This is a genomic window from Massilia norwichensis, from assembly GCF_024753245.1.
Lineage (GTDB): Bacteria > Pseudomonadota > Gammaproteobacteria > Burkholderiales > Burkholderiaceae_D > Telluria > Telluria norwichensis.
Genome location: NZ_JANUGX010000035.1, coordinates 37,791 through 55,221, shown reverse-complemented (window position 1 = coordinate 55,221; position 17,431 = coordinate 37,791). Strand labels below are relative to the sequence as shown.

Genomic DNA, 17,431 nt, shown 5'->3' with positions numbered 1-17,431 from the left:
CGGCCTCACTTCAGCAGCAGCGGCACGCTCATGGTCATCGACAGGTTCGGCGCGGAAGCGGTGAGGCCGGCGCCGACCGTGACGTTGACCGTGGTCTTGGGCGTGAAGCGGTAGCCCAGGCCGATCGACAGGATGCCGGCGCTCTGGGTCGAGGTATGGGCTTTGCTCAGGTTGCCGCTGCCGTCCTCGAAGGTCAGCGTGGAGCGCGCCGAGATCGACTGCTGGAACGAGAACGACGTCGTGATCTTGTACGACAGCGCATACGCGAAACCGAGGCCGAAACCGAAGCTGGCGCCCGGCTTCACTTCGCGCAGCGTGGCGCCGTACAGCTGCTGGTGCAGGTGCTTGGCCTTCAGGCCGTAGCCGACGTTGACGGAACCGAACAGCGCGACCGGATCGACGATGCGGGTCACGTTGGAGCCGAGGCTGAAGGTGTTGATGCCGGAGCCGGTGGCCAGGCCCTTGTCGTTGTCGACCTTGAACGGGCTCTCGCCGGTGGCCAGGCGCACGCCGCCGGTGATGGTGAAGGTCGGCTCGTCGCGCTTGACCTCGTGCGGCTGCCAGCGCACGTTCAGGCCCAGGTCGCCGAGCGTGTGCGAGACGCCCGAATAACCGACGTTGTCGGCATAGCGGCTGATGAAGGGCATGCTGACGTTCGCGGTCAGGTTATTGAGCACGCCGTAGTCCGCCATCAGCGTGTTCGTGATCGTGTGCGAATTGCTGTTCTCGATCGAGAACAGGGTCGCCTGGCCGGAGCTCAGGTCGGTGTTGATCTTGTCCTGGCCGATGTACGCGTAGTTCAGCTCATAGTTCACCTGGATCTGTCCCTTGCGGATCAGCGAGTACTGCTTGTCGACGGCGGTCAGGGTCTCCTTCAGCAGCGTGGTGTTGTCGGCGTCGCCTTCCTTCTTCGCCAGCGCATCGCGCACAGCGTCCGACGTGGCGGGCGTCGACGACTCCTGGGCCAGGGCCAGGGGTTGCACGAACGCGCCGCACAGGGCCAGGGCCAGCGCCGGCAGGGATTGAATCTTCATGGTGGTCCTTCTTGATTGGTCTATCGTTTCCGGATCGAGACGCCGCCGAAGCCGTTCAGCATGCGCTCCATCCTCAGTTGGTCGTCGATCGGCCGCAGCAGGCCGCGGTCGCGTACGCGGTCCATGTCGGTCACGCCCAGTTCGTTGTCGGACAAGGCCAGCTTCGCCAGCGCCGGCTTGTCTTTCGGCGGGTAGGCGATGAACAGGGTGTTACGGTCCCAGAGGGTGGCGAATTCTTCGACCGGGAAGGTGATGTTGCCCATCGCCGGATCGGCCAGGAACACCAGCCCGCCGCGCACGCCGCGCAGCACCACGAAGTGCTTGAAGCCGGCGTAATCGATCGGCACGATGCCGGGGTGGTCGAGGGTCAGGAGATCGGCCATCTCGGCCCGGAAGCCCGCGCTCTGCACGCCGATCGAGGCCAGGTAGCGCTTCATGTCGAGCAGCGAGAAACCGCGGCGCTCGATGATCTTCTCCTTCTCGCCGAAGGCCATCATGCCTTCCATCGACTGCTGCTCGCTGACGTCGATGCCGAGGTGGTATTTGAGGATGGTGACCAGGGCCGCCGAGCCGCAGCTGTAGTCGTAGGCCTGGTGGACGATGTTCTTGTATTTGAGCTCGGAGAACGGCTCCATGCTGACGTTCTGCACGCCGGTGGCCGCCACCGACATGGTGGTCGGGATATCGAATCGGTCGAGCGGGCGGTCTTCGACCTCATGCTTGGCCAGCACGCCCGATCCTCCCAGCACCACAGCCAGGATACCCAGCAGGACTGCGAACATTCATGTCTCCCCGGGACGCGTCTTGCGTTCCCTTTATATGACTGCTTGTTACGTGGCGTTTTGACCACGTTTATTGCAGTTTTTCTATATTCTGTATGCAAGCAAGCTTTCCTGATGTTATAAAACGCTGTCGATTTTATTAAAAACCGCTCATTCGAAAGCGTGCCGATGAAGAGCTGGGACAGGATTAGCAGCGCATTGGGGGAACCGGTCGTCAGCGTCGAGATCGGCGGCGTGCCCCTGCGCGCCGAACGCTACATCTTTCAGATCGGCGGCTGCGAGGTGCCGCCGCTGGACTCGCTGGTGCTGGCCTGCCACCTGGGCGGCGCGCGCGCCACTGCCGGCCGCTCGGCCTCCCGCTCCTTCGATTTCCTGGCCGGCGCCTCGACCATCTTCCAGCCGGGCTTTGCCAGCCGCTGGACCTTCTTCGGCGCGATCGACATGGCGATGTTCCACGTCATCGATCCGGAGCACGAACTGGTGCGCCACCTGCAGCGCCTGCTGAACGCGCGCGCCAAGGCCCCGCCCTTCTCCGATCCGCTGGTCAACGCCTGCGCCCAGCAGCTGCTGGGCGAACTCTCGCGCACCAGCTCGCCCAATCTCACCGACCACGGCTTCGTCGAACGCGTCGGCCAGCTGATGATCGAGCAGACCTGCCGCGTCCTCGAGGGCAAGACCGGACGCCACGTGCCGCCCGACGCGCTGCAGCTCGGCCGCCTGCAGGGCGTGCTGGAGTGGATCGGCGAGAACCTGTCGAACGAGTTGTCGAACGCCGAGCTGGCCGAACGGGCCGGCGTCTCGGAGTCGCACTTCCGCCGCATCTTCCATGAAGCGATGGGGATGACGCCGCACCGCTACGTGCTGCGGCTGCGCCTGGAACGCGTGCACGAACTGCTGACGCGTACCAGTTTTTCGATCGCCCGTGTTGCAGCGCAATGCGGCTTCAACAGCCAGAGCCACATGACTTCCTGCTTCGCGGCGGCCTACGGCATCACGCCGGCAAGGGCGCGCCAGCAGGCACGGATGTGAACTGAATAAGCGTTTTTTGAAAAACAAAGGATCATTTTCCTACGCGCCAGCTTTTCACATGCACACATAATAAAAAAACGGCAACCGGGCGCCAGACCCGGGCCGCCCAACAAGGAGACAAGTATGTTCAAGGCACGAGGTCCAGCGTGAAGTATTTGTCGGCGACGGACGTGGTGCAGCGCATCAAGAGCTGCCTGTCGGCCGAAGGCGTCGACGTCGAGGGCCTGTTCGCCCGCGCCGGCCTGAGCTGGTTCGGCAACGGGCAGCCGAGCGGCAACGAACGCGCCGCCGATCTCCTCGCCCTATCCGACCAGTTCAGCCAGCTCTGGGAAGGCCTGGCGCTGGCCAGCGACGATCCGCTGATCGGCTTTCGCGTGTTCGCTCCCGATCCGCTCAGCTGGCTCGGCGTGCTGGGCCACCTGATGCTGGCCTCGCCCACGCTCAAGCAGGCCGCCGACAACCTGATGCGCTACATGCCGCTGGTGACGCCGGTGGTGCGCGCCACCATCGAACCGAAAATCGACCGCGTGCGCGTCGGCCTGAACCTGGTCGGCGGCATACGCCCGGTGCCGATCCAGCGCTACGATTTCACCTGGAACCTGCTGCTGTCGACCTTGCGCTTCGTCGGCGCCCGTCCCAGTCTGAAACCGCTCAACGTCGAATACGCCTACCCGGCGCCGGCCGCCAGCACCGCGTATGCCGAGCGCTATGGCTGTCCGGTGCGTTTCGGCGCGCCGGCCAACGTCTGCGAGTTCGCCAACGCCGATGCGACGGCACCGATCCCGACCGCCAATCCGCTGGTCGCCGAGGGCTTGATCCGGATGCTCGACGAACGCCTGGCGCAGGCCGAACGCAGCAGCTTCGCGGCGCGCGTGCGCGAGATGCTGCCGGCCATGATCGACCAGGGCGGCGCCCTGCGCGATGCCGTCGCCCGGCGCCTCGCGATCAGCGAGCGCACCCTGCAGCGGCGCCTGGCCGACGAAGGCACCGACTTCTCGACCCTGGTCGACGAAGTGCGCCGCACCATCGCCCAGCAATACCTCGGCAGCGACCGCATCAGCGTCAAGAACCTCAGCTACAAGCTCGGCTTCTCCGACCCCAGCGCCTTCCACCGCGCCTGCCTGCGCTGGTTCGGCAAGGCGCCCGGCGAGTTCCAGCAAAAAACCAAAGGCGCCTAGTGGGACCACAGGCGTAGCTGGCCCTGCATCATCATCTCGCCGTTGATGCTGATCCGTCCCAGGTTGCCGCTGACCGCCGCGCGCGGGTCGGCCTGCACGCTGATCGAATCGAAGCCGGTGTCCGTGAAGCGGGTGTACCCCGGCAGGGTCAGTGCCACGTAATTGGTGCCGTCGGCGGCCGTCTGCGGGCTGATGTTCAGGCCCAGCATCTGTATCCTGCCGCCGACGTTGCGCACCACGATATAGGTCATGCGCTCGTCGACCTTCTGGCCGATCGTCAGGCGGCTATCGCCGGTCGCGTTGTCGGGCTGGCGGTTCAGGTTGAGGTCGACCGCGAAGCTGATGCCGTCGGCGCCGCGCACCGCGGCCAGTTCGCTGTCCGGCAGCGCGGTCGGCCCGGCGCCGGCGGCGCCGCATGCCAGCATGGCCAAGGTAGCGAGTGCGGCGAGTCGTTTTTTCATGGCCTGAACTTGATGTCGAGGTACTGCAACTGGATCGAACCGATGCGCGAGCTGCCCAGGTCGACATTCGGTGCGACCGTGCCGCCGGCATCGCTGCGGAAGCTGATGTTCCCGATCTGCAGGGTGCCGGCTGCGGCGGCGGCGCCGGCCTCCGGCCAGTTGATGCCGATGTGCAGGCGCGAATTGCCCGACTCGTCGGTGCGGGCATTGAAGATCCCGGCCTGGGCCGAGACGTCGGCCAGGCGCCAGGGCGCGACCGGCGCCGAGCCGTCATCCTGCGCGGCGCCGATCTTCACATTCGACAGCACCATCGCTTCACCGGCCGCGCCGCGGCCGTTCGGCTGCAGCGCCAGGCTGCCGATTTCCATGCGTGTGGCCAGGCCGAAGGCGAGGCCGTCGCCGGTCGCCGGGGTCGACCACTGCAGGCCGCCGCCGTAGTACACGAGGTCCTTCAGGATCACGCTGCCGCCATTCACCACGATGCCGTTGTCGCCGACATCGAAATCGAAGGCCATCTGCCAGACTTCGCGCCCCAGCACGTTCTCGGGCATGGCGATGTTGACGATCTGCGCCTTCCCCGGGCCGCCCGCGATCACGTCCAGGCGATAGGGATCGGCGAAAGGCGCGTCGAGGTTGTCCGAACGCGATGCCGACAGGTTGCCGATGCCGAGGCTGCCGCGTCCATCCGGCGTGTGATAGCGCAGCACGGCATTGCCGGCCATCGCGAAGTTCGAGAGATTGAAGCTCATGCCGTCGCGGCCGCCGATCTTGGCCAGCGCACTGTCGGACAGCGGCTCGAGCGCGCAGGCCCAGACCGGCGCAAGCGCCAGCGGCAACAGGAGCATGCGGACGCCGCGCATCAACGCCCCGGCGGATTATTGAGCGGCACCAGGCCGTTCGTGGTCAGCGCGCTCAGCTTGTCGCGCCAGTTCAGCCAGATCCCGGCCTGGGCCTCGGTCAGGGCCGGCATGCCCGGCGCTGCCTGGAAGCTCACCGGCGTCTTCAGCACCGAGATCCAGAAATCGCGGCTCGGGCCGGCCGCATCGCCGGCGGTGACGGCGCCCACCTGCGACAGCTTCAGGTCGCAGCCGCTGCAGGTGCCGTCCCAGCGCTTGCCGCCGCCCGGGTCCAGCTGCGTGTCGACCACGCCGGCGGCGCCACCATCGATGCGCATCGCGCCGGACAAGGTCGCGATCTTCATGCCGATGTCGCCGGCGATGCCGTCGAAGCCCAGGCGCATGCCCACGACTTCGCGCTGGCCGGCGGTGCCGGTGTTGCGGTAGACGAATTCGAAATAGGGGTTGGTGATCTGGACCAGGCGCGCGGCTTCGCCGCCATCGCTGCGGCCGAAGCGCAAGGCGCTGATGTCGATATCGGCGCCGCTGCCGTTGCGCGGGCCGTAGTTGTATTCGCCCAGGCGCAGGTTGGCCAAGTTGGCGTTCAGGGTCACATCGGCATCCAGGCCGACGCGCATGAAATCGAAACCGTTGTAGCTGGAATTACTGACGGTGAACAGGCCCTGCCCGCTCACGGTGGACATCTCGCTGTCCGACATCGGACGCATCTGCGCCGAGGCGCTCCCTGCCGTCAGCAGGCTGGAGGCGGCGAATGCGAGTGCGAGGAAAAAATGTCTGCTCATGGAGAATCCCGACGAGCGCTTCAAGTCAAAAAACGGCCCGGGGCAATGCCCACGAGCCGTCCCATCACCAATCAACCGGAAATTAGTGCGCCCAGATGTAGACGGTGGTGCCTTGCAGTTTGATGTCTTTCATTTCGAACTTACCGAACGAGGCTTCCGAGTTGCCCATCTTGATCGAGTCGACGCTCATTGCCAGGTTCTTGGTGGTGTCGACCAGCGGGATAGCGATCTTGACGACGTCACCGGTCGGTGCGAAAGCAGCCAGGCCAGCGCCGCCGCTTACGCCCAGGGTGGTGTTGGCGTTCGGGACCAGAGCGCCGCCGGCGCCGGTCGGCAGGGCAGCCATGGCTTCCGACTGGAAGGTCTGGTTGTTCACGATGTCGATCGTGGCAGCAATCGCGCCGGTGATGGCGATGTTGCCGAAGCGAACCGAGCCGCCTGCTGCGTCGGTGTCGGTGTACTTGAATTCACCGATGTTGATATGCAGGTCAGCAGCGATCGACACGCCGTCACGGCCGGAGACCTTGGACAGGTCGCTGTCGGCGATCGGGGTCAGGGCCGATGCGTACGAAGCGATCGAGGACAGGGCGGCGACGACGGCGAGTTGTTTCAGCAGTTTCATGGTATCTCCAGTAATTTTTGTGATCAACGGGTGTCTCTTCGGCTCCGCAGCGCCTGGGAGCTTGTTTCTTAATTGGAAGTCAATTAAGTGATAATGATGTTATTACTTTCATTGCATCCGATGCATTTTTTGTCTTGGCTCAACGAGCCAAATCGATGGATTCCTGAGCCAGTCGTTTGACGTGTTTACCGGGGGATCTTGCTTATCTCAGCAGTTTGCGCATGCGCAATATCTCTGTGATAAACGTGTTTCTCCCTATGAAGACCTGGCCTGCGGCGCGCCTTGCTCATGCAGCCGATAAGGGTGTGATGCGGCACTGCGGAAACAACACCGAGACCTTACTGCTGAGTACCAAAATCACAACATCACCTGCCCTAATGCAAATTTAGGGGACGTATCAGCTTGTTTGAGGTCTCCCAAGCTCCGCCGATCAGCTCGACTCAACAATGCCGTCTTGCGTAGCTATTCCCACCTCACCTGGAGAAACAAGATGGCAATCGACGTGTACCTGCAAATAGACGGCATCAAAGGCGAATCGGCCGACTCCGCCCACCAGGGCTGGATCGAGGTGGCTCAGGCACAGTGGGGTGTTACGCAGCCGATCAATTCAACAGGCTCGTCCACGGGCGGCCGTACGACCGGACGCAGCGAATATCGCACGCTGTCGCTGGCCAAGCTCGCCGACCTCGCATCGCCTGTGCTGATGCAGCACTGCACGAATGGCAAAACGATTCCGAAAGCAAAGTTGGAAATGATGCGCGCCGATGGCGACGGCAAGCGGGTGAAGTATTACGAAGTCGAGCTGGAAAATGTTCTGATCGCCAGCATGGAACAGATGGTGGCCGAGGGAAGCATTCTTCGTGACCATATCGCCCTGCACTTCACGAAGGTGAAATGGAAGTACTCGCAGCAAAAGATCGGTGGCGGCACGGGTGGCCAGACCGCCGGTGGCTGGGACCTGTCCTGCAATAAGTCTTGCGCATGACGGAGGTGGACCATGGCTGATCAACAGGACGATCCGCTACGGCCTATCCGGGACAAGCGAGGGTTTTTCATGCTGCCTCGGTCGCCGATGGAATCCGGGTATTACAACTATGGTCTGCTGGATAAGAAGCCGGACAGGGGCGGATATCAGTATCCGCATCCCGTCATGATGCAGGCGATTTTACGGGTGGGGCTGGAGTGGCAGGCCATCGACAAGCGCCGGATTGGCATCGGAAATATTAGCCGGGCTGATGGCTTCAATGACAGAGATCACGCCTCCCATCAGGACGGCCTCCAGGTAGACATCCGCCCAGTCCGGAAGGACGGGCTTGAAATGCCTGTAACGCACATGGATCGCCAGTACGACAAGGACGCAACGGCCAAGGTGATCGAACTATTCCGTACATTCGCCCCAGTCAAGTTTGTTCTCTTCAACGACACGAGTATCCCGTTTGTTAAATGGGCGGAACATCATGACGATCATTTTCACGTAGCCTTAATAGGATAAATATGTGCAAATTAACATTGTTAATTCTTGTAGGCCTTTGCCAGACTGCGAGCGCTGGCCAAAACATCAAAAAAGCGCATGAACTGAACCAGTGGCATCCACTTCAAGCAGATTACAAAATCCATTCCGGAAACACAGCTTACTCCGAGCTTCCAACGAAAACCGATCGCGCTCTTACCGTCGCTTTCGAAAACGAATCTGCAAGGCAACTCTTTGAACAAATTGGACCTGATATAAAGCCTGTTTGTGACGATGCAAAGGGGCATCGGGAGCGGCGAAGAAAAGGGGCGTTCTGCACGTACACTGAACGGTTGGAAAACCCGGCAAACGCTCATTATCGGTGCTGGATCGGCATCAATTTACGCACCGGAGAGGGCGACGTACGTGTGCCATGTTAGTGTTCATCGTCCATAAAAAAACCCGCTGCAAGCAGCGGGTTTTTTGTTCAGCAAAAGCGCGATTACGCAGCTTCGCGGCTAGCCTTCTTACGCTCGTGCTCTTTCAGGAAGCGCTTGCGCAGACGGATGCTCTTCGGGGTGATCTCGACCAGTTCGTCGTCCTCGATGAATTCGACGGCGTATTCCAGCGACATCTGGATCGGCGGCACCAGGCGCACGGCTTCGTCGGTACCCGAGGCGCGCACGTTGGTCAGCTGCTTGCCCTTGATCGGGTTGACGACCAGGTCGTTGTCGCGCGAGTGGATGCCGATGATCATGCCTTCGTACACCGGGGTGTTGTGCTCGACGAACATGCGGCCGCGGTCCTGCAGCTTCCACAGTGCGTAGGCGACGGCCTGGCCGTCATCCTGCGAGATCAGCACGCCGTTGCGACGGCCAGCCAGTTCGCCCTTGCCGGTTTCAACCGGCAGGTATTCGTGGAACACGTGGCTCATCAGGCCGGTGCCGCGGGTCAGGGTCATGAAGTCGCCCTGGAAGCCGATCAGGCCACGGGCCGGGATCAGGTATTCCAGACGGACACGGCCTTTGCCGTCCGATTCCATGTTCTGCAGGTCGCCACGGCGGCGGCCCAGTTCTTCCATCACGCCGCCCTGGTTCACTTCTTCGACGTCGACGGTCAGGTTCTCGTACGGCTCGCACTTCACGCCGTCGATGTCCTTGAACACGACGCGCGGACGCGACACAGCCAGCTCGAAGCCTTCACGGCGCATGTTTTCCAACAGAATGGTCAGGTGCAGCTCGCCGCGGCCCGACACTTCGAAGATGGTGTCGTCGTCGGTCGGCATCACGCGCAGCGCGACGTTCGACTTCAGTTCGCGGTCCAGGCGGTCGCGCAGCTGGCGGCTGGTGACGAACTTGCCTTCGCGGCCGGCCAGCGGCGAGGTGTTGACCATGAAGTTCATGGTCAGGGTCGGCTCGTCGACGGTCAGCATCGGCAGCGCTTCCGGGGTATCGACGGCGGTCACGGTCACGCCGATGCCGATGTCTTCGATACCGTTGATCAGCACGATGTCGCCGGCGACGGCTTCTTCGACCTGCACGCGCTCCAGGCCCTTGAAGTTCAGCACCTGGTTGATGCGGCCCTTGATCGGGTTCTTGTCGTCCTGGCCGTTCACGACCAGCACGTCCATGCCCGGCTTGATGCGGCCACGGTTGATACGGCCGATACCGATCTTGCCCACGTAGGACGAGTAGTCCAGCGAGGTGATCTGCATCTGCAGCGGACCGTCCGGGTTGTCGTCACGCACCGGCACGTATTTCAGGATGGCGTCGAACAGCGGCTTCATGTCGCCGCCGCGCACGCTTTCGTCCATGCCGGCGTAGCCGTTCAGGCCCGAAGCGTAGACGATCGGGAAGTCCAGCTGCTCGTCGGTGGCGCCCAGCTTGTCGAACAGTTCGAAAGTCTGGTTGATCGCCCAGTCGGCGCGTGCGCCCGGACGGTCGATCTTGTTGACGACCACGATCGGCTTCAGGCCCAGGGCCAGTGCCTTGCGGGTCACGAAACGGGTCTGCGGCATCGGGCCTTCCTGGGCGTCGACCAGCAGCAGCACCGAGTCCACCATCGACAGCACGCGCTCGACCTCACCGCCGAAGTCGGCGTGGCCTGGGGTGTCGACGATGTTGATGTGGGTGCCTTCGTACTCGACTGCGCAGTTCTTCGACAGAATCGTGATGCCACGTTCTTTTTCGAGATCGTTCGAGTCCATCACGCGGGTGTCGACCGCCTGGTTTTCACGGAAAGTGCCCGATTGGCGCAGCAGCTGGTCCACGAGGGTGGTCTTGCCGTGGTCAACGTGGGCGATGATTGCGATATTACGAATCGCGCGTTTGGTGTCTGACATATGCGTATTCAACAGTGAATGTTGCGTGATGGGTGGAGGCGTCCGCTCAGGGGCGCTCGGCTAGTGGCGCTCGGCATAGCCGATTTCCAGAACCCGCTACTATAGCACGGTTATCCGTCGTGCTGCGCCGCAGCGATGGGAAAACACCTGAATTTCCAACGATTTGCTGCCAAAAACCAGCGTAGCGGCGAAATGTTGAATGTTGATGACGTCCCGGACGCTGCTGGCAGCATGGGGCTGCCGTTCCGGGGCAGGGACGATATGGAGCGGCCGCGGCGGATTTCAAGGCCCGCCGCGCGATATTTACTGCTTCGCCGCGATCAAGCGCTCCGGCGCCAGGATCGCATATTCCTGCAGGATGGCAGTACCGAGCAGGCGGCCGCCCGCATACACGCGCACCCTCCCCTGCTCCGCAGGCACCGGCACCGGCTCCTTGCCGAGCGCCAGGCGCTGGCCGTTCAGGAAACGCTTTTCCAGTTCCGGCGTCAAATCCACACGCGGGAAAGTCGACAGCAGCGCATCGACCGGGGCCAGCAGCGACAGCGGGTTGGCATGCGCCTGCAGTTCTTCCAGCGTCACCATGTTGGCGGTGGTCAGCTCGCCGACCTGCACCCGGCGCAGCGCGCTCAGGTGGGCGCCGCAGCCGAGGTGGGCGCCGATGTCCTCGCCGAGCACGCGCACATAGGTGCCCTTGCTGCACTTCACGCGGATCGTCAGGAAAGGCGCGGCGATGGCAACCATTTCCAGTTCGTGGATGGTGACCGGACGCGCTTCCCGCTCCAGCGTCACGCCTTCGCGCGCGTATTCGTACAGCGCCTTGCCGTCGCGCTTGAGCGCCGAATACATGGGCGGCACCTGCAGGATCGGACCGCGAAAGCGCGCCAGCGCGGCTTCGATCTGTTCGGTCGTCACGTCGACGTCGCGCGTCTCCAGCACCTCACCCTCGGTATCGCCGGTGGTGGTCGTGATGCCCAGGTGCACGGTGGCCAGATAGGTTTTATCCGCTTCCAGCAGGTCCTGCGAAAACTTGGTCGCCTCGCCGAAGCACAGCGGCAGCAGGCCGGTGGCAAACGGGTCGAGGGTGCCGGTATGGCCGGCCTTCTTGGCGTTGACGATGCGCTTTACCTTGGTCAGCGCATCGTTCGAGGACAGGCCGACCGGCTTGTCGATCAGCAGCACCCCGTCGACCAGGTCGCGGGGCTTTTTCGGGGGCCGTGCGTTCACTCGGAGTCCGAATCTTCGTCAGTGTCCGCCGGGGCCGACTCGTCAACGTAGTCGGCGGCGCGGCTGGCGTTCGCCTGGTCGATCAGGGCCGACATGGCCAGGCCGCGGCTGGTCGAGGTGTCGTGCACGAAGTGCAGCTGCGGCAGCGTGTGGATGTGCAGGCGCTTGCCGAGCAGGTTGCGCAGGTAGCCGGAGGCCTTGTTCAGGCCTTCGAGGGTCTGCTTGACCTGTTCCGGGCTGTCCTTCAGCAGGGTGAACCAGACCTTGGCATGGGCGTAGTCCGGGGTCAGCTTGACTTCGCTGATCGTGACCATCCCCACGCGCGGATCCTTCAGTTCGAACGCGATGAGTTCCGACAGGTCCTTCTGGATCTGGTCGGCAACGCGCAGGCCGCGCGATGGAATGCTTTTACTGTGTTTAGGCATTATTTAGATATTGTTATCTGATGCGCCGTCATTCCCGCGCAGGCGGGAATCCAAGTCCGGTAATCATTCGCAAAACTTGGGTTCCCGCCTGCGCGGGAACGACGGGGTAACAAAAAATTGGGGCCAGCGTCCCGCGCCATGGCGCAGGCCTACTGGCCCCAATGCTACTCCAATCGTTGGAACGACCGTATTACAGCGTACGCGCCACTTCCGTCACTTCGAACACCTCCAGGACGTCGCCGACCTGGATTTCGTTGTTGCCCTTCAGCGACAGACCGCACTCGAGACCGGCACGAACTTCCTTCGCATCGTCCTTGAAGCGCTTGAGCGAGTCGATCTCGCCGGTCCAGATGACGATGTTGTTGCGCAGCAGGCGAACCGACGAGGTACGCTTGACCACACCATCGGTGACCAGGCAGCCCGCAATCGCGCCGACTTTCGACACCAGGATGACCTGGCGGATTTCGACCTGGCCGGTAACGGTTTCGCGCTTCTCCGGTGCCAGCATGCCCGACAGTGCCGTCTTGATCTCGTCGATCGCATCGTAAATGATGCTGTAGTAACGGATGTCGACGCCGTTGGTCTCGGCCAGCTTGCGCGCCTGGGCGTCGGCACGGGCGTTGAAGCCGATGATGACTGCTTTCGACGCGGTCGCCAGGTTGACGTCCGACTCGGTGATGCCGCCGACCGCCGCATGGACGACCTGCACACGCACTTCCGAGGTCGACAGCTTCTGCAGCGAACCGACCAGCGCTTCCTGCGAGCCCTGCACGTCCGTCTTGATGATGAGCGGCAGGTTCTTGACTTCGCCCTCGGCCATCTGGTCGAACATGTTTTCCAGCTTCGCTGCCTGCTGCTTGGCCAGCTTCACGTCGCGGAACTTACCTTGACGGAACAGTGCGATTTCGCGCGCCTTGCGCTCGTCGCCCATGACCATGGCTTCTTCGCCGGCGCTCGGCACTTCGGTCAGACCCTGGATCTCGACCGGGATCGACGGACCGGCTTCGGTCACCGACTTGCCGTTCTCGTCCAGCATCGCACGGACACGGCCGAAGGACGAACCTGCCAGCACGACGTCGCCGCGCTTCAGGGTACCCGACTGCACCAGGATGGTGGCGACCGGGCCGCGGCCCTTGTCCAGACGGGCTTCGACCACCAGACCACGGGCCGGCGATTCCACCGGCGCCTTCAGTTCCAGCACTTCGGCCTGCAGCAGCACCTGCTCCAGCAGCTCGTCGATACCGGTACCGATCTTCGCGGACACCGGCACGAACGGCGAATCGCCGCCGTATTCTTCCGGCACCACGCCTTCGGCAACCAGCTCCTGGGTCACGCGGTCAGGATTCGCACCCTGCTTGTCGATCTTGTTGATCGCCACGACCAGGGGCACGCCGGCGGCTTTCGCGTGAGCAATTGCTTCCTTGGTCTGCGGCATCACGCCGTCGTCCGCCGCCACCACCAGGATGACGATGTCGGTCGCCTTGGCGCCGCGGGCACGCATGGCGGTGAACGCCTCGTGACCCGGGGTATCCAGGAAGGTGACCATGCCGCGCGGGGTATCCACGTGGTATGCACCGATGTGCTGGGTAATGCCGCCGGCTTCGCCAGCTGCCACCTTCGCACGACGGATGTAGTCCAGCAGCGAGGTCTTGCCGTGGTCGACGTGGCCCATGACGGTCACGACCGGTGCACGCGGCTTGGCTTCGAACTCGGTGTGCTCGCCCTGGTCGGCCAGCAGCGCTTCCGGATCGTCGACGGCAGCAGCGAAGGCCTTGTGACCCATCTCTTCCACCACGATCATCGCGGTTTCCTGGTCCAGCACCTGGTTGATGGTGCACATCTGGCCCAGCTTCATCAGCTGCTTGATGACCTCGGATGCCTTGACGGACATCTTGTGCGCCAGTTCGGCCACGGTGATGGTTTCCGGCACGTGCACTTCGCGCACGATCGCCTCGGTCGGCGCCTGGAAATTCGATTCGCGATCGTCATGGCCGCCACGACGGCCGCCACGGCCGCCGCCCGCACGCCAGCCGTCACGGCCGGTCGACGGTGCGCCACGGCCTTTGAGGCCGCCGCCCGGGGCGCCGCGCTTCTTCTCGTCGGACCAGGTCGAGGCCACATTGGCCGACTTGATCGACTTCTTGTCGCCCGGCTTCGGACGCGCGCCATTGCTGGTCGACTCGCCCGGCTTGGCTTCGCCCGGCTTGGCGGCCGTTGCCGGCTTGTGCAGGGTCGCCGGCTCGGCTGCCTTCGGCTTCGGTGCCGGTACTTCCGGCGCCTTGATCACGCGGCGCGGCTGGGCCATCATGGCCTTGATCTGGGCCACTTCGTCGGCCACGGCCTTGCGTGCGCGCTCGGTGGCGGCAGCGCGTTCGGCGGCTTCCTTGGCGGCTTCGTCGGCCTTGCGCTTGGCGTCTTCCGCGGCAGCTTTCTTGGCTTCCTCGGCGGCGACGCGCTTGGCTTCGGCGGCAGCATCGGCGGCGCCGGCATCGGCGTCGGCCTTGGCTGCGGATGCGGCCTGGGCTGCGGCAGCAGCTTCACGCTGGGCGCGCTCTTCGGCATCGCGCTTGGCCTGCTCTTCAGCCGCCTTGGCCTGTGCGGCCTTTTCGGATTCGAGCCTTGCCAGGCGTTCCTGTTTTTCGCGCAGTTCCGCTTCCTGGCGTGCCAGCAGTTCCGACTGGCGGCGCGCTTCCTCGTCGCGGCGCGCCTGTTCGGCGGCGTCGACGACCGGGGTTGCGGCAGCCTTGGCCGTGACCAGGTCGTCGCGCTGCACGAAGGTGCGCTTCTTGCGAACTTCGACCTGGATCGTGCGCGATTTACCGCTGGCGTCAGCCTGCTTGATCTCGGAAGTTTCCTTGCGGGTCACCGTGATTTTCTTCTTTTCGCCGGATTCGGCGGTGCCGTGGGTACGGCGCAGATGGTTCAGCAGCTTATCCTTATCATCTTTGGACAAGGGATCTGACGTCGAACTTTTTTCGACGCCAGCAGAACGCAGCTGCGTCAGCAGCAAATCTGCAGGCATCTTCAGTTCGGTGGCAAATTGGGCTACGTTGTTACTCGCCATTCAGTCCTCTTTTCTATGTGTCGCGAGATGATAAAGAATTTTGCTTGGGTTGGAAATGCAAAGACCGCGGCACCGCCCCGGTCTTTGCACAACCCTTATGCCTTGGCCGTTTCTACCTGGCTCCAGGCTTTCGCCTGCAGGGCCTTGGCCCGGTCGTCGTATTTCGCGTCGACCAGTTTCATCTCATCGTCAGACACATCATTAAATGCGTTCTTGATCAAATCACGGGCACGGTCGGTCGGCAGGGCCAGGATGGCGCCGAATTCGTCGTATGCCAGGCCCGCGAATTGTTCGAGGGTCTTGATGCCGGCCAGTCCAAGCTTGCCGGCGGTGGTGCGGTCCATCCCTTCCAGGTTGGCCAGCCCCTCTTCCATACCCTCGAGGCCTTCTTCGGAAGCGATCGCTTCGGTCACCAGTGCATCGCGTGCACGGGTGCGCAGTTCGTTGACGGTATCTTCGTCGAACGATTCGATTTCGAGCATTTCCGAAATGGGGACGTAAGCGATTTCCTCAAGGCTCGAGAAACCTTCCTCGACCAGGATATTCGCCACTTCCTCGTCCACATCCAGCTTTTCCATGAACAGCGCGCGTACCACGGCGGTTTCCTGGGCAGCCTTGTTGGCCGATTCCTCGGCCGTCATGATGTTGATTTTCCAGCCGGTCAGGTCGGACGCCAGGCGCACGTTCTGGCCCGAACGGCCGATCGCGATCGCCAGGTTTTCTTCGTCGACCACCACGTCCATCGCGTGCTTCTCTTCGTCGACCATGATCGACGACACGTTGGCCGGGGCCAGCGCGCCGATCACGAACTGGGCCGGATCTTCCGACCACAGCACGATGTCCACGCGCTCGCCGCCCAGCTCGCCGGTCACGGCCTGCACGCGCGAACCGCGCATGCCGACGCAGGTACCGATCGGGTCGATACGCTTGTCCGCGGTGAAGACGGCGATCTTGGCGCGCACGCCCGGGTCGCGGGCTGCGGATTTAATCTGCAGCAGGCCCTGTTCGATTTCCGGCACTTCCAGTTCGAACAGCTTCATGATGAATTCCGGCGCGGTACGCGACAGGATCACCTGCGGGCCGCGCATGTTGCGGTCGACGCGCAGGATGAAGGCGCGAACGCGGTCGCCGATGCGCAGGTTTTCCTTCGGGATCATCTGGTCGCGCGGCAGGCGCGCTTCGATCTTGCCCGACTCGACGATTGCATCGCCGCGCTCCATGCGTTTGATGGTGCCGGTGACCAGCGCGTCGCCGCGCTCCAGGAAGTCTTGCAGGATCTGCTCGCGCTCGGCGTCGCGGACGCGCTGCAGCACGACCTGCTTGGTGTCCTGGGCGAAACGGCGGCCGAACTCGACCGACTCGATCGGCTCTTCGATGTATTCGTCGACTTCGATGTCGGCGATCTGCTCTTTCGCTTCGAAGTGCAGGATTTCCTGGTCCGGCAGCTGCAGGCCGGCTTCGTCCGGCACCACGTGCCAGCGGCGGAAGGTTTCGAATTCGCCGGTGTCGCGGTCAATGCTCACGCGAATGTCGACCTCGCCTTCATAGCGCTTTTTCGTGGCCTGTGCCAGCGCGAACTCGAGCGCGCCGAACACGACCTCTTTATCGACATTTTTTTCGCGCGCAAGCGCATCAACCAGTAACAAAATTTCGCGACTCATGCTTTGCGACTCCTAAAATCCACCTTCGGCACCAGGCGTGCCTTGTCCAGTTCGGCCAGCGTAAATTCCAATAACGCCGGACCATCCTTGCCTTCAAATTCCAATCCGATCTTGTCGCCTTCCGGGGCATGCAGGATGCCCGTCCAGGTCTTGCGGTTCGCGGTGCCGGGCATCGCGACGCGCAGCTTGACGGTGCATTCATGGCCGGCAAAGCGTTCGAAGTCGGCCAGGGTCCGCACCGGACGGTCCAGTCCGGGCGACGACACTTCCAGGCGCTCGTAATCCACGTTTTCGACCGTGAACACGTGCGACAGCTGGTGGCTCACCGTGGCGCAATCCTCGACCGAGATCGGTCCCTTTTCGTCCGCCACCGCGGCCGGGAAATCGATGTACACGCGCAGGATGCCTCGCTCGGCACGCTCGACGTCGACGAGTTCGTAGCCCAGTCCTCCGACTGTCGTGGCAATCAAATCAAACAGCTGCACTTGCTTCTCCAGATTTCCGGCCGGGGCCGGACCTCA

General features: G+C 63.0%; 16 protein-coding genes. 4 read left to right on the top strand and 12 right to left on the bottom strand.

Going from position 1 to position 17,431, the window contains the following annotated elements; genetic code table 11:
• Window positions 1–5 precede the first annotated feature (5 nt).
• Entirely contained in the window at window positions 6–1,034 is a 1,029-nt protein-coding gene (locus tag NX782_RS22925; protein ID WP_258847805.1) for a transporter, read from the bottom strand.
• A 20-nt stretch (window positions 1,035–1,054) separates the two neighbouring features.
• The gene (locus NX782_RS22920; RefSeq protein WP_258847804.1) at window positions 1,055–1,816 is read right to left on the bottom strand and encodes a C39 family peptidase; all 762 of its coding nucleotides are present in this window, start codon (window positions 1,814–1,816) and stop codon (window positions 1,055–1,057) included.
• 168 nt (window positions 1,817–1,984) lie between these two features.
• Here NX782_RS22920 and NX782_RS22915 point away from each other — a divergent pair, with 168 nt between their 5' ends.
• Together NX782_RS22915 and NX782_RS22910 are read left to right on the top strand one after the other, a co-directional pair.
• On the top strand, window positions 1,985–2,845 hold the full coding sequence (locus NX782_RS22915) for a helix-turn-helix domain-containing protein (RefSeq protein WP_258847803.1): 861 nt from the start codon (window positions 1,985–1,987) through the stop codon (window positions 2,843–2,845).
• A gap of 146 nt (window positions 2,846–2,991) precedes the next feature.
• Entirely contained in the window at window positions 2,992–4,023 is a 1,032-nt protein-coding gene (locus NX782_RS22910) for an AraC family transcriptional regulator (protein WP_258847802.1), read from the top strand.
• Here the strand turns inward: NX782_RS22910 and NX782_RS22905 are convergent.
• The 4 genes from NX782_RS22905 to NX782_RS22890 form a co-directional block, all read right to left on the bottom strand.
• Window positions 4,020–4,484 carry a hypothetical protein gene (locus tag NX782_RS22905; protein ID WP_258847801.1) on the bottom strand — a complete coding sequence of 155 codons (465 nt, stop codon included), beginning with the start codon at window positions 4,482–4,484 and terminating at the stop codon, window positions 4,020–4,022. The two genes, NX782_RS22910 and NX782_RS22905, sit on opposite strands and share 4 nt — an antisense overlap.
• Window positions 4,481–5,329: a hypothetical protein gene (locus NX782_RS22900; RefSeq protein ID WP_258847800.1), complete on the bottom strand. Its 849-nt coding sequence runs from the start codon at window positions 5,327–5,329 to the stop codon at window positions 4,481–4,483. The genes NX782_RS22905 and NX782_RS22900 overlap by 4 nt, the downstream gene beginning before the upstream one ends.
• Window positions 5,330–5,343: 14 nt before the next feature.
• Complete coding sequence (locus tag NX782_RS22895; protein WP_258847799.1) at window positions 5,344–6,123, bottom strand: hypothetical protein; 780 nt, start codon at window positions 6,121–6,123, stop codon at window positions 5,344–5,346.
• 82 nt (window positions 6,124–6,205) lie between these two features.
• Window positions 6,206–6,745 carry a DUF6160 family protein gene (locus NX782_RS22890; RefSeq protein ID WP_258847798.1) on the bottom strand — a complete coding sequence of 180 codons (540 nt, stop codon included), beginning with the start codon at window positions 6,743–6,745 and terminating at the stop codon, window positions 6,206–6,208.
• A gap of 490 nt (window positions 6,746–7,235) precedes the next feature.
• On the opposite strand from NX782_RS22890, the gene NX782_RS22885 reads away from it, so the two are divergent.
• Both NX782_RS22885 and NX782_RS22880 read left to right on the top strand, forming a co-directional pair.
• Window positions 7,236–7,730: an Hcp family type VI secretion system effector gene (locus NX782_RS22885; RefSeq protein WP_258847797.1), complete on the top strand. Its 495-nt coding sequence runs from the start codon at window positions 7,236–7,238 to the stop codon at window positions 7,728–7,730.
• 12 nt (window positions 7,731–7,742) lie between these two features.
• Window positions 7,743–8,237: a penicillin-insensitive murein endopeptidase gene (locus NX782_RS22880; protein WP_258847796.1), complete on the top strand. Its 495-nt coding sequence runs from the start codon at window positions 7,743–7,745 to the stop codon at window positions 8,235–8,237.
• A gap of 460 nt (window positions 8,238–8,697) precedes the next feature.
• Here NX782_RS22880 and typA read toward each other — a convergent pair whose 3' ends face one another.
• The 6 genes from typA to rimP all read right to left on the bottom strand — a co-directional run bounded on the left by typA (window position 8,698) and on the right by rimP (window position 17,395).
• A complete protein-coding gene (gene typA, locus NX782_RS22875) occupies window positions 8,698–10,536 on the bottom strand; it encodes a translational GTPase TypA (RefSeq protein WP_258847795.1) in 1,839 nt (612 codons plus the stop codon).
• Between the two features lie 303 nt (window positions 10,537–10,839).
• Complete coding sequence (truB, locus tag NX782_RS22870) at window positions 10,840–11,760, bottom strand: tRNA pseudouridine(55) synthase TruB (RefSeq protein WP_258847794.1); 921 nt, start codon at window positions 11,758–11,760, stop codon at window positions 10,840–10,842.
• On the bottom strand, window positions 11,757–12,185 hold the full coding sequence (gene rbfA, locus NX782_RS22865; RefSeq protein WP_258847793.1) for a 30S ribosome-binding factor RbfA: 429 nt from the start codon (window positions 12,183–12,185) through the stop codon (window positions 11,757–11,759). The genes truB and rbfA overlap by 4 nt, the downstream gene beginning before the upstream one ends.
• Window positions 12,186–12,375: 190 nt before the next feature.
• Window positions 12,376–15,249, bottom strand: a complete 2,874-nt coding sequence (gene infB / locus NX782_RS22860) for a translation initiation factor IF-2 (protein WP_258847792.1) — start codon at window positions 15,247–15,249, stop codon at window positions 12,376–12,378.
• Window positions 15,250–15,344: 95 nt separating this feature from the next.
• Window positions 15,345–16,910 (bottom strand): transcription termination factor NusA, encoded by a 1,566-nt coding sequence (gene nusA, locus NX782_RS22855; protein ID WP_258847791.1) that lies wholly within the window; start codon window positions 16,908–16,910, stop codon window positions 15,345–15,347.
• Window positions 16,907–17,395, bottom strand: a complete 489-nt coding sequence (gene rimP / locus NX782_RS22850; protein ID WP_258847790.1) for a ribosome maturation factor RimP — start codon at window positions 17,393–17,395, stop codon at window positions 16,907–16,909. The genes nusA and rimP overlap by 4 nt, the downstream gene beginning before the upstream one ends.
• Between the last annotated feature and the right edge of the window lie 36 nt (window positions 17,396–17,431).

Bases quoted from the DNA above. Each gene is read 5' to 3' on its own strand.
- NX782_RS22880 (WP_258847796.1), top strand. From the start codon at position 7,743: ATGGCTGATCAACAGGACGATCCGCTACGGCCTATCCGGGACAAGCGA.
- NX782_RS22885 (WP_258847797.1), top strand. From the start codon at position 7,236: ATGGCAATCGACGTGTACCTGCAAATAGACGGCATCAAAGGCGAATCG.
- NX782_RS22900 (WP_258847800.1), bottom strand. From the start codon at position 5,329: ATGCTCCTGTTGCCGCTGGCGCTTGCGCCGGTCTGGGCCTGCGCGCTC.
- NX782_RS22915 (WP_258847803.1), top strand. From the start codon at position 1,985: ATGAAGAGCTGGGACAGGATTAGCAGCGCATTGGGGGAACCGGTCGTC.
- NX782_RS22890 (WP_258847798.1), bottom strand. From the start codon at position 6,745: ATGAAACTGCTGAAACAACTCGCCGTCGTCGCCGCCCTGTCCTCGATC.
- NX782_RS22925 (WP_258847805.1), bottom strand. From the start codon at position 1,034: ATGAAGATTCAATCCCTGCCGGCGCTGGCCCTGGCCCTGTGCGGCGCG.
- typA (WP_258847795.1), bottom strand. From the start codon at position 10,536: ATGTCAGACACCAAACGCGCGATTCGTAATATCGCAATCATCGCCCAC.
- NX782_RS22895 (WP_258847799.1), bottom strand. From the start codon at position 6,123: ATGAGCAGACATTTTTTCCTCGCACTCGCATTCGCCGCCTCCAGCCTG.
- rbfA (WP_258847793.1), bottom strand. From the start codon at position 12,185: ATGCCTAAACACAGTAAAAGCATTCCATCGCGCGGCCTGCGCGTTGCC.
- nusA (WP_258847791.1), bottom strand. From the start codon at position 16,910: ATGAGTCGCGAAATTTTGTTACTGGTTGATGCGCTTGCGCGCGAAAAA.
- NX782_RS22905 (WP_258847801.1), bottom strand. From the start codon at position 4,484: ATGAAAAAACGACTCGCCGCACTCGCTACCTTGGCCATGCTGGCATGC.
- infB (WP_258847792.1), bottom strand. From the start codon at position 15,249: ATGGCGAGTAACAACGTAGCCCAATTTGCCACCGAACTGAAGATGCCT.
- NX782_RS22920 (WP_258847804.1), bottom strand. From the start codon at position 1,816: ATGTTCGCAGTCCTGCTGGGTATCCTGGCTGTGGTGCTGGGAGGATCG.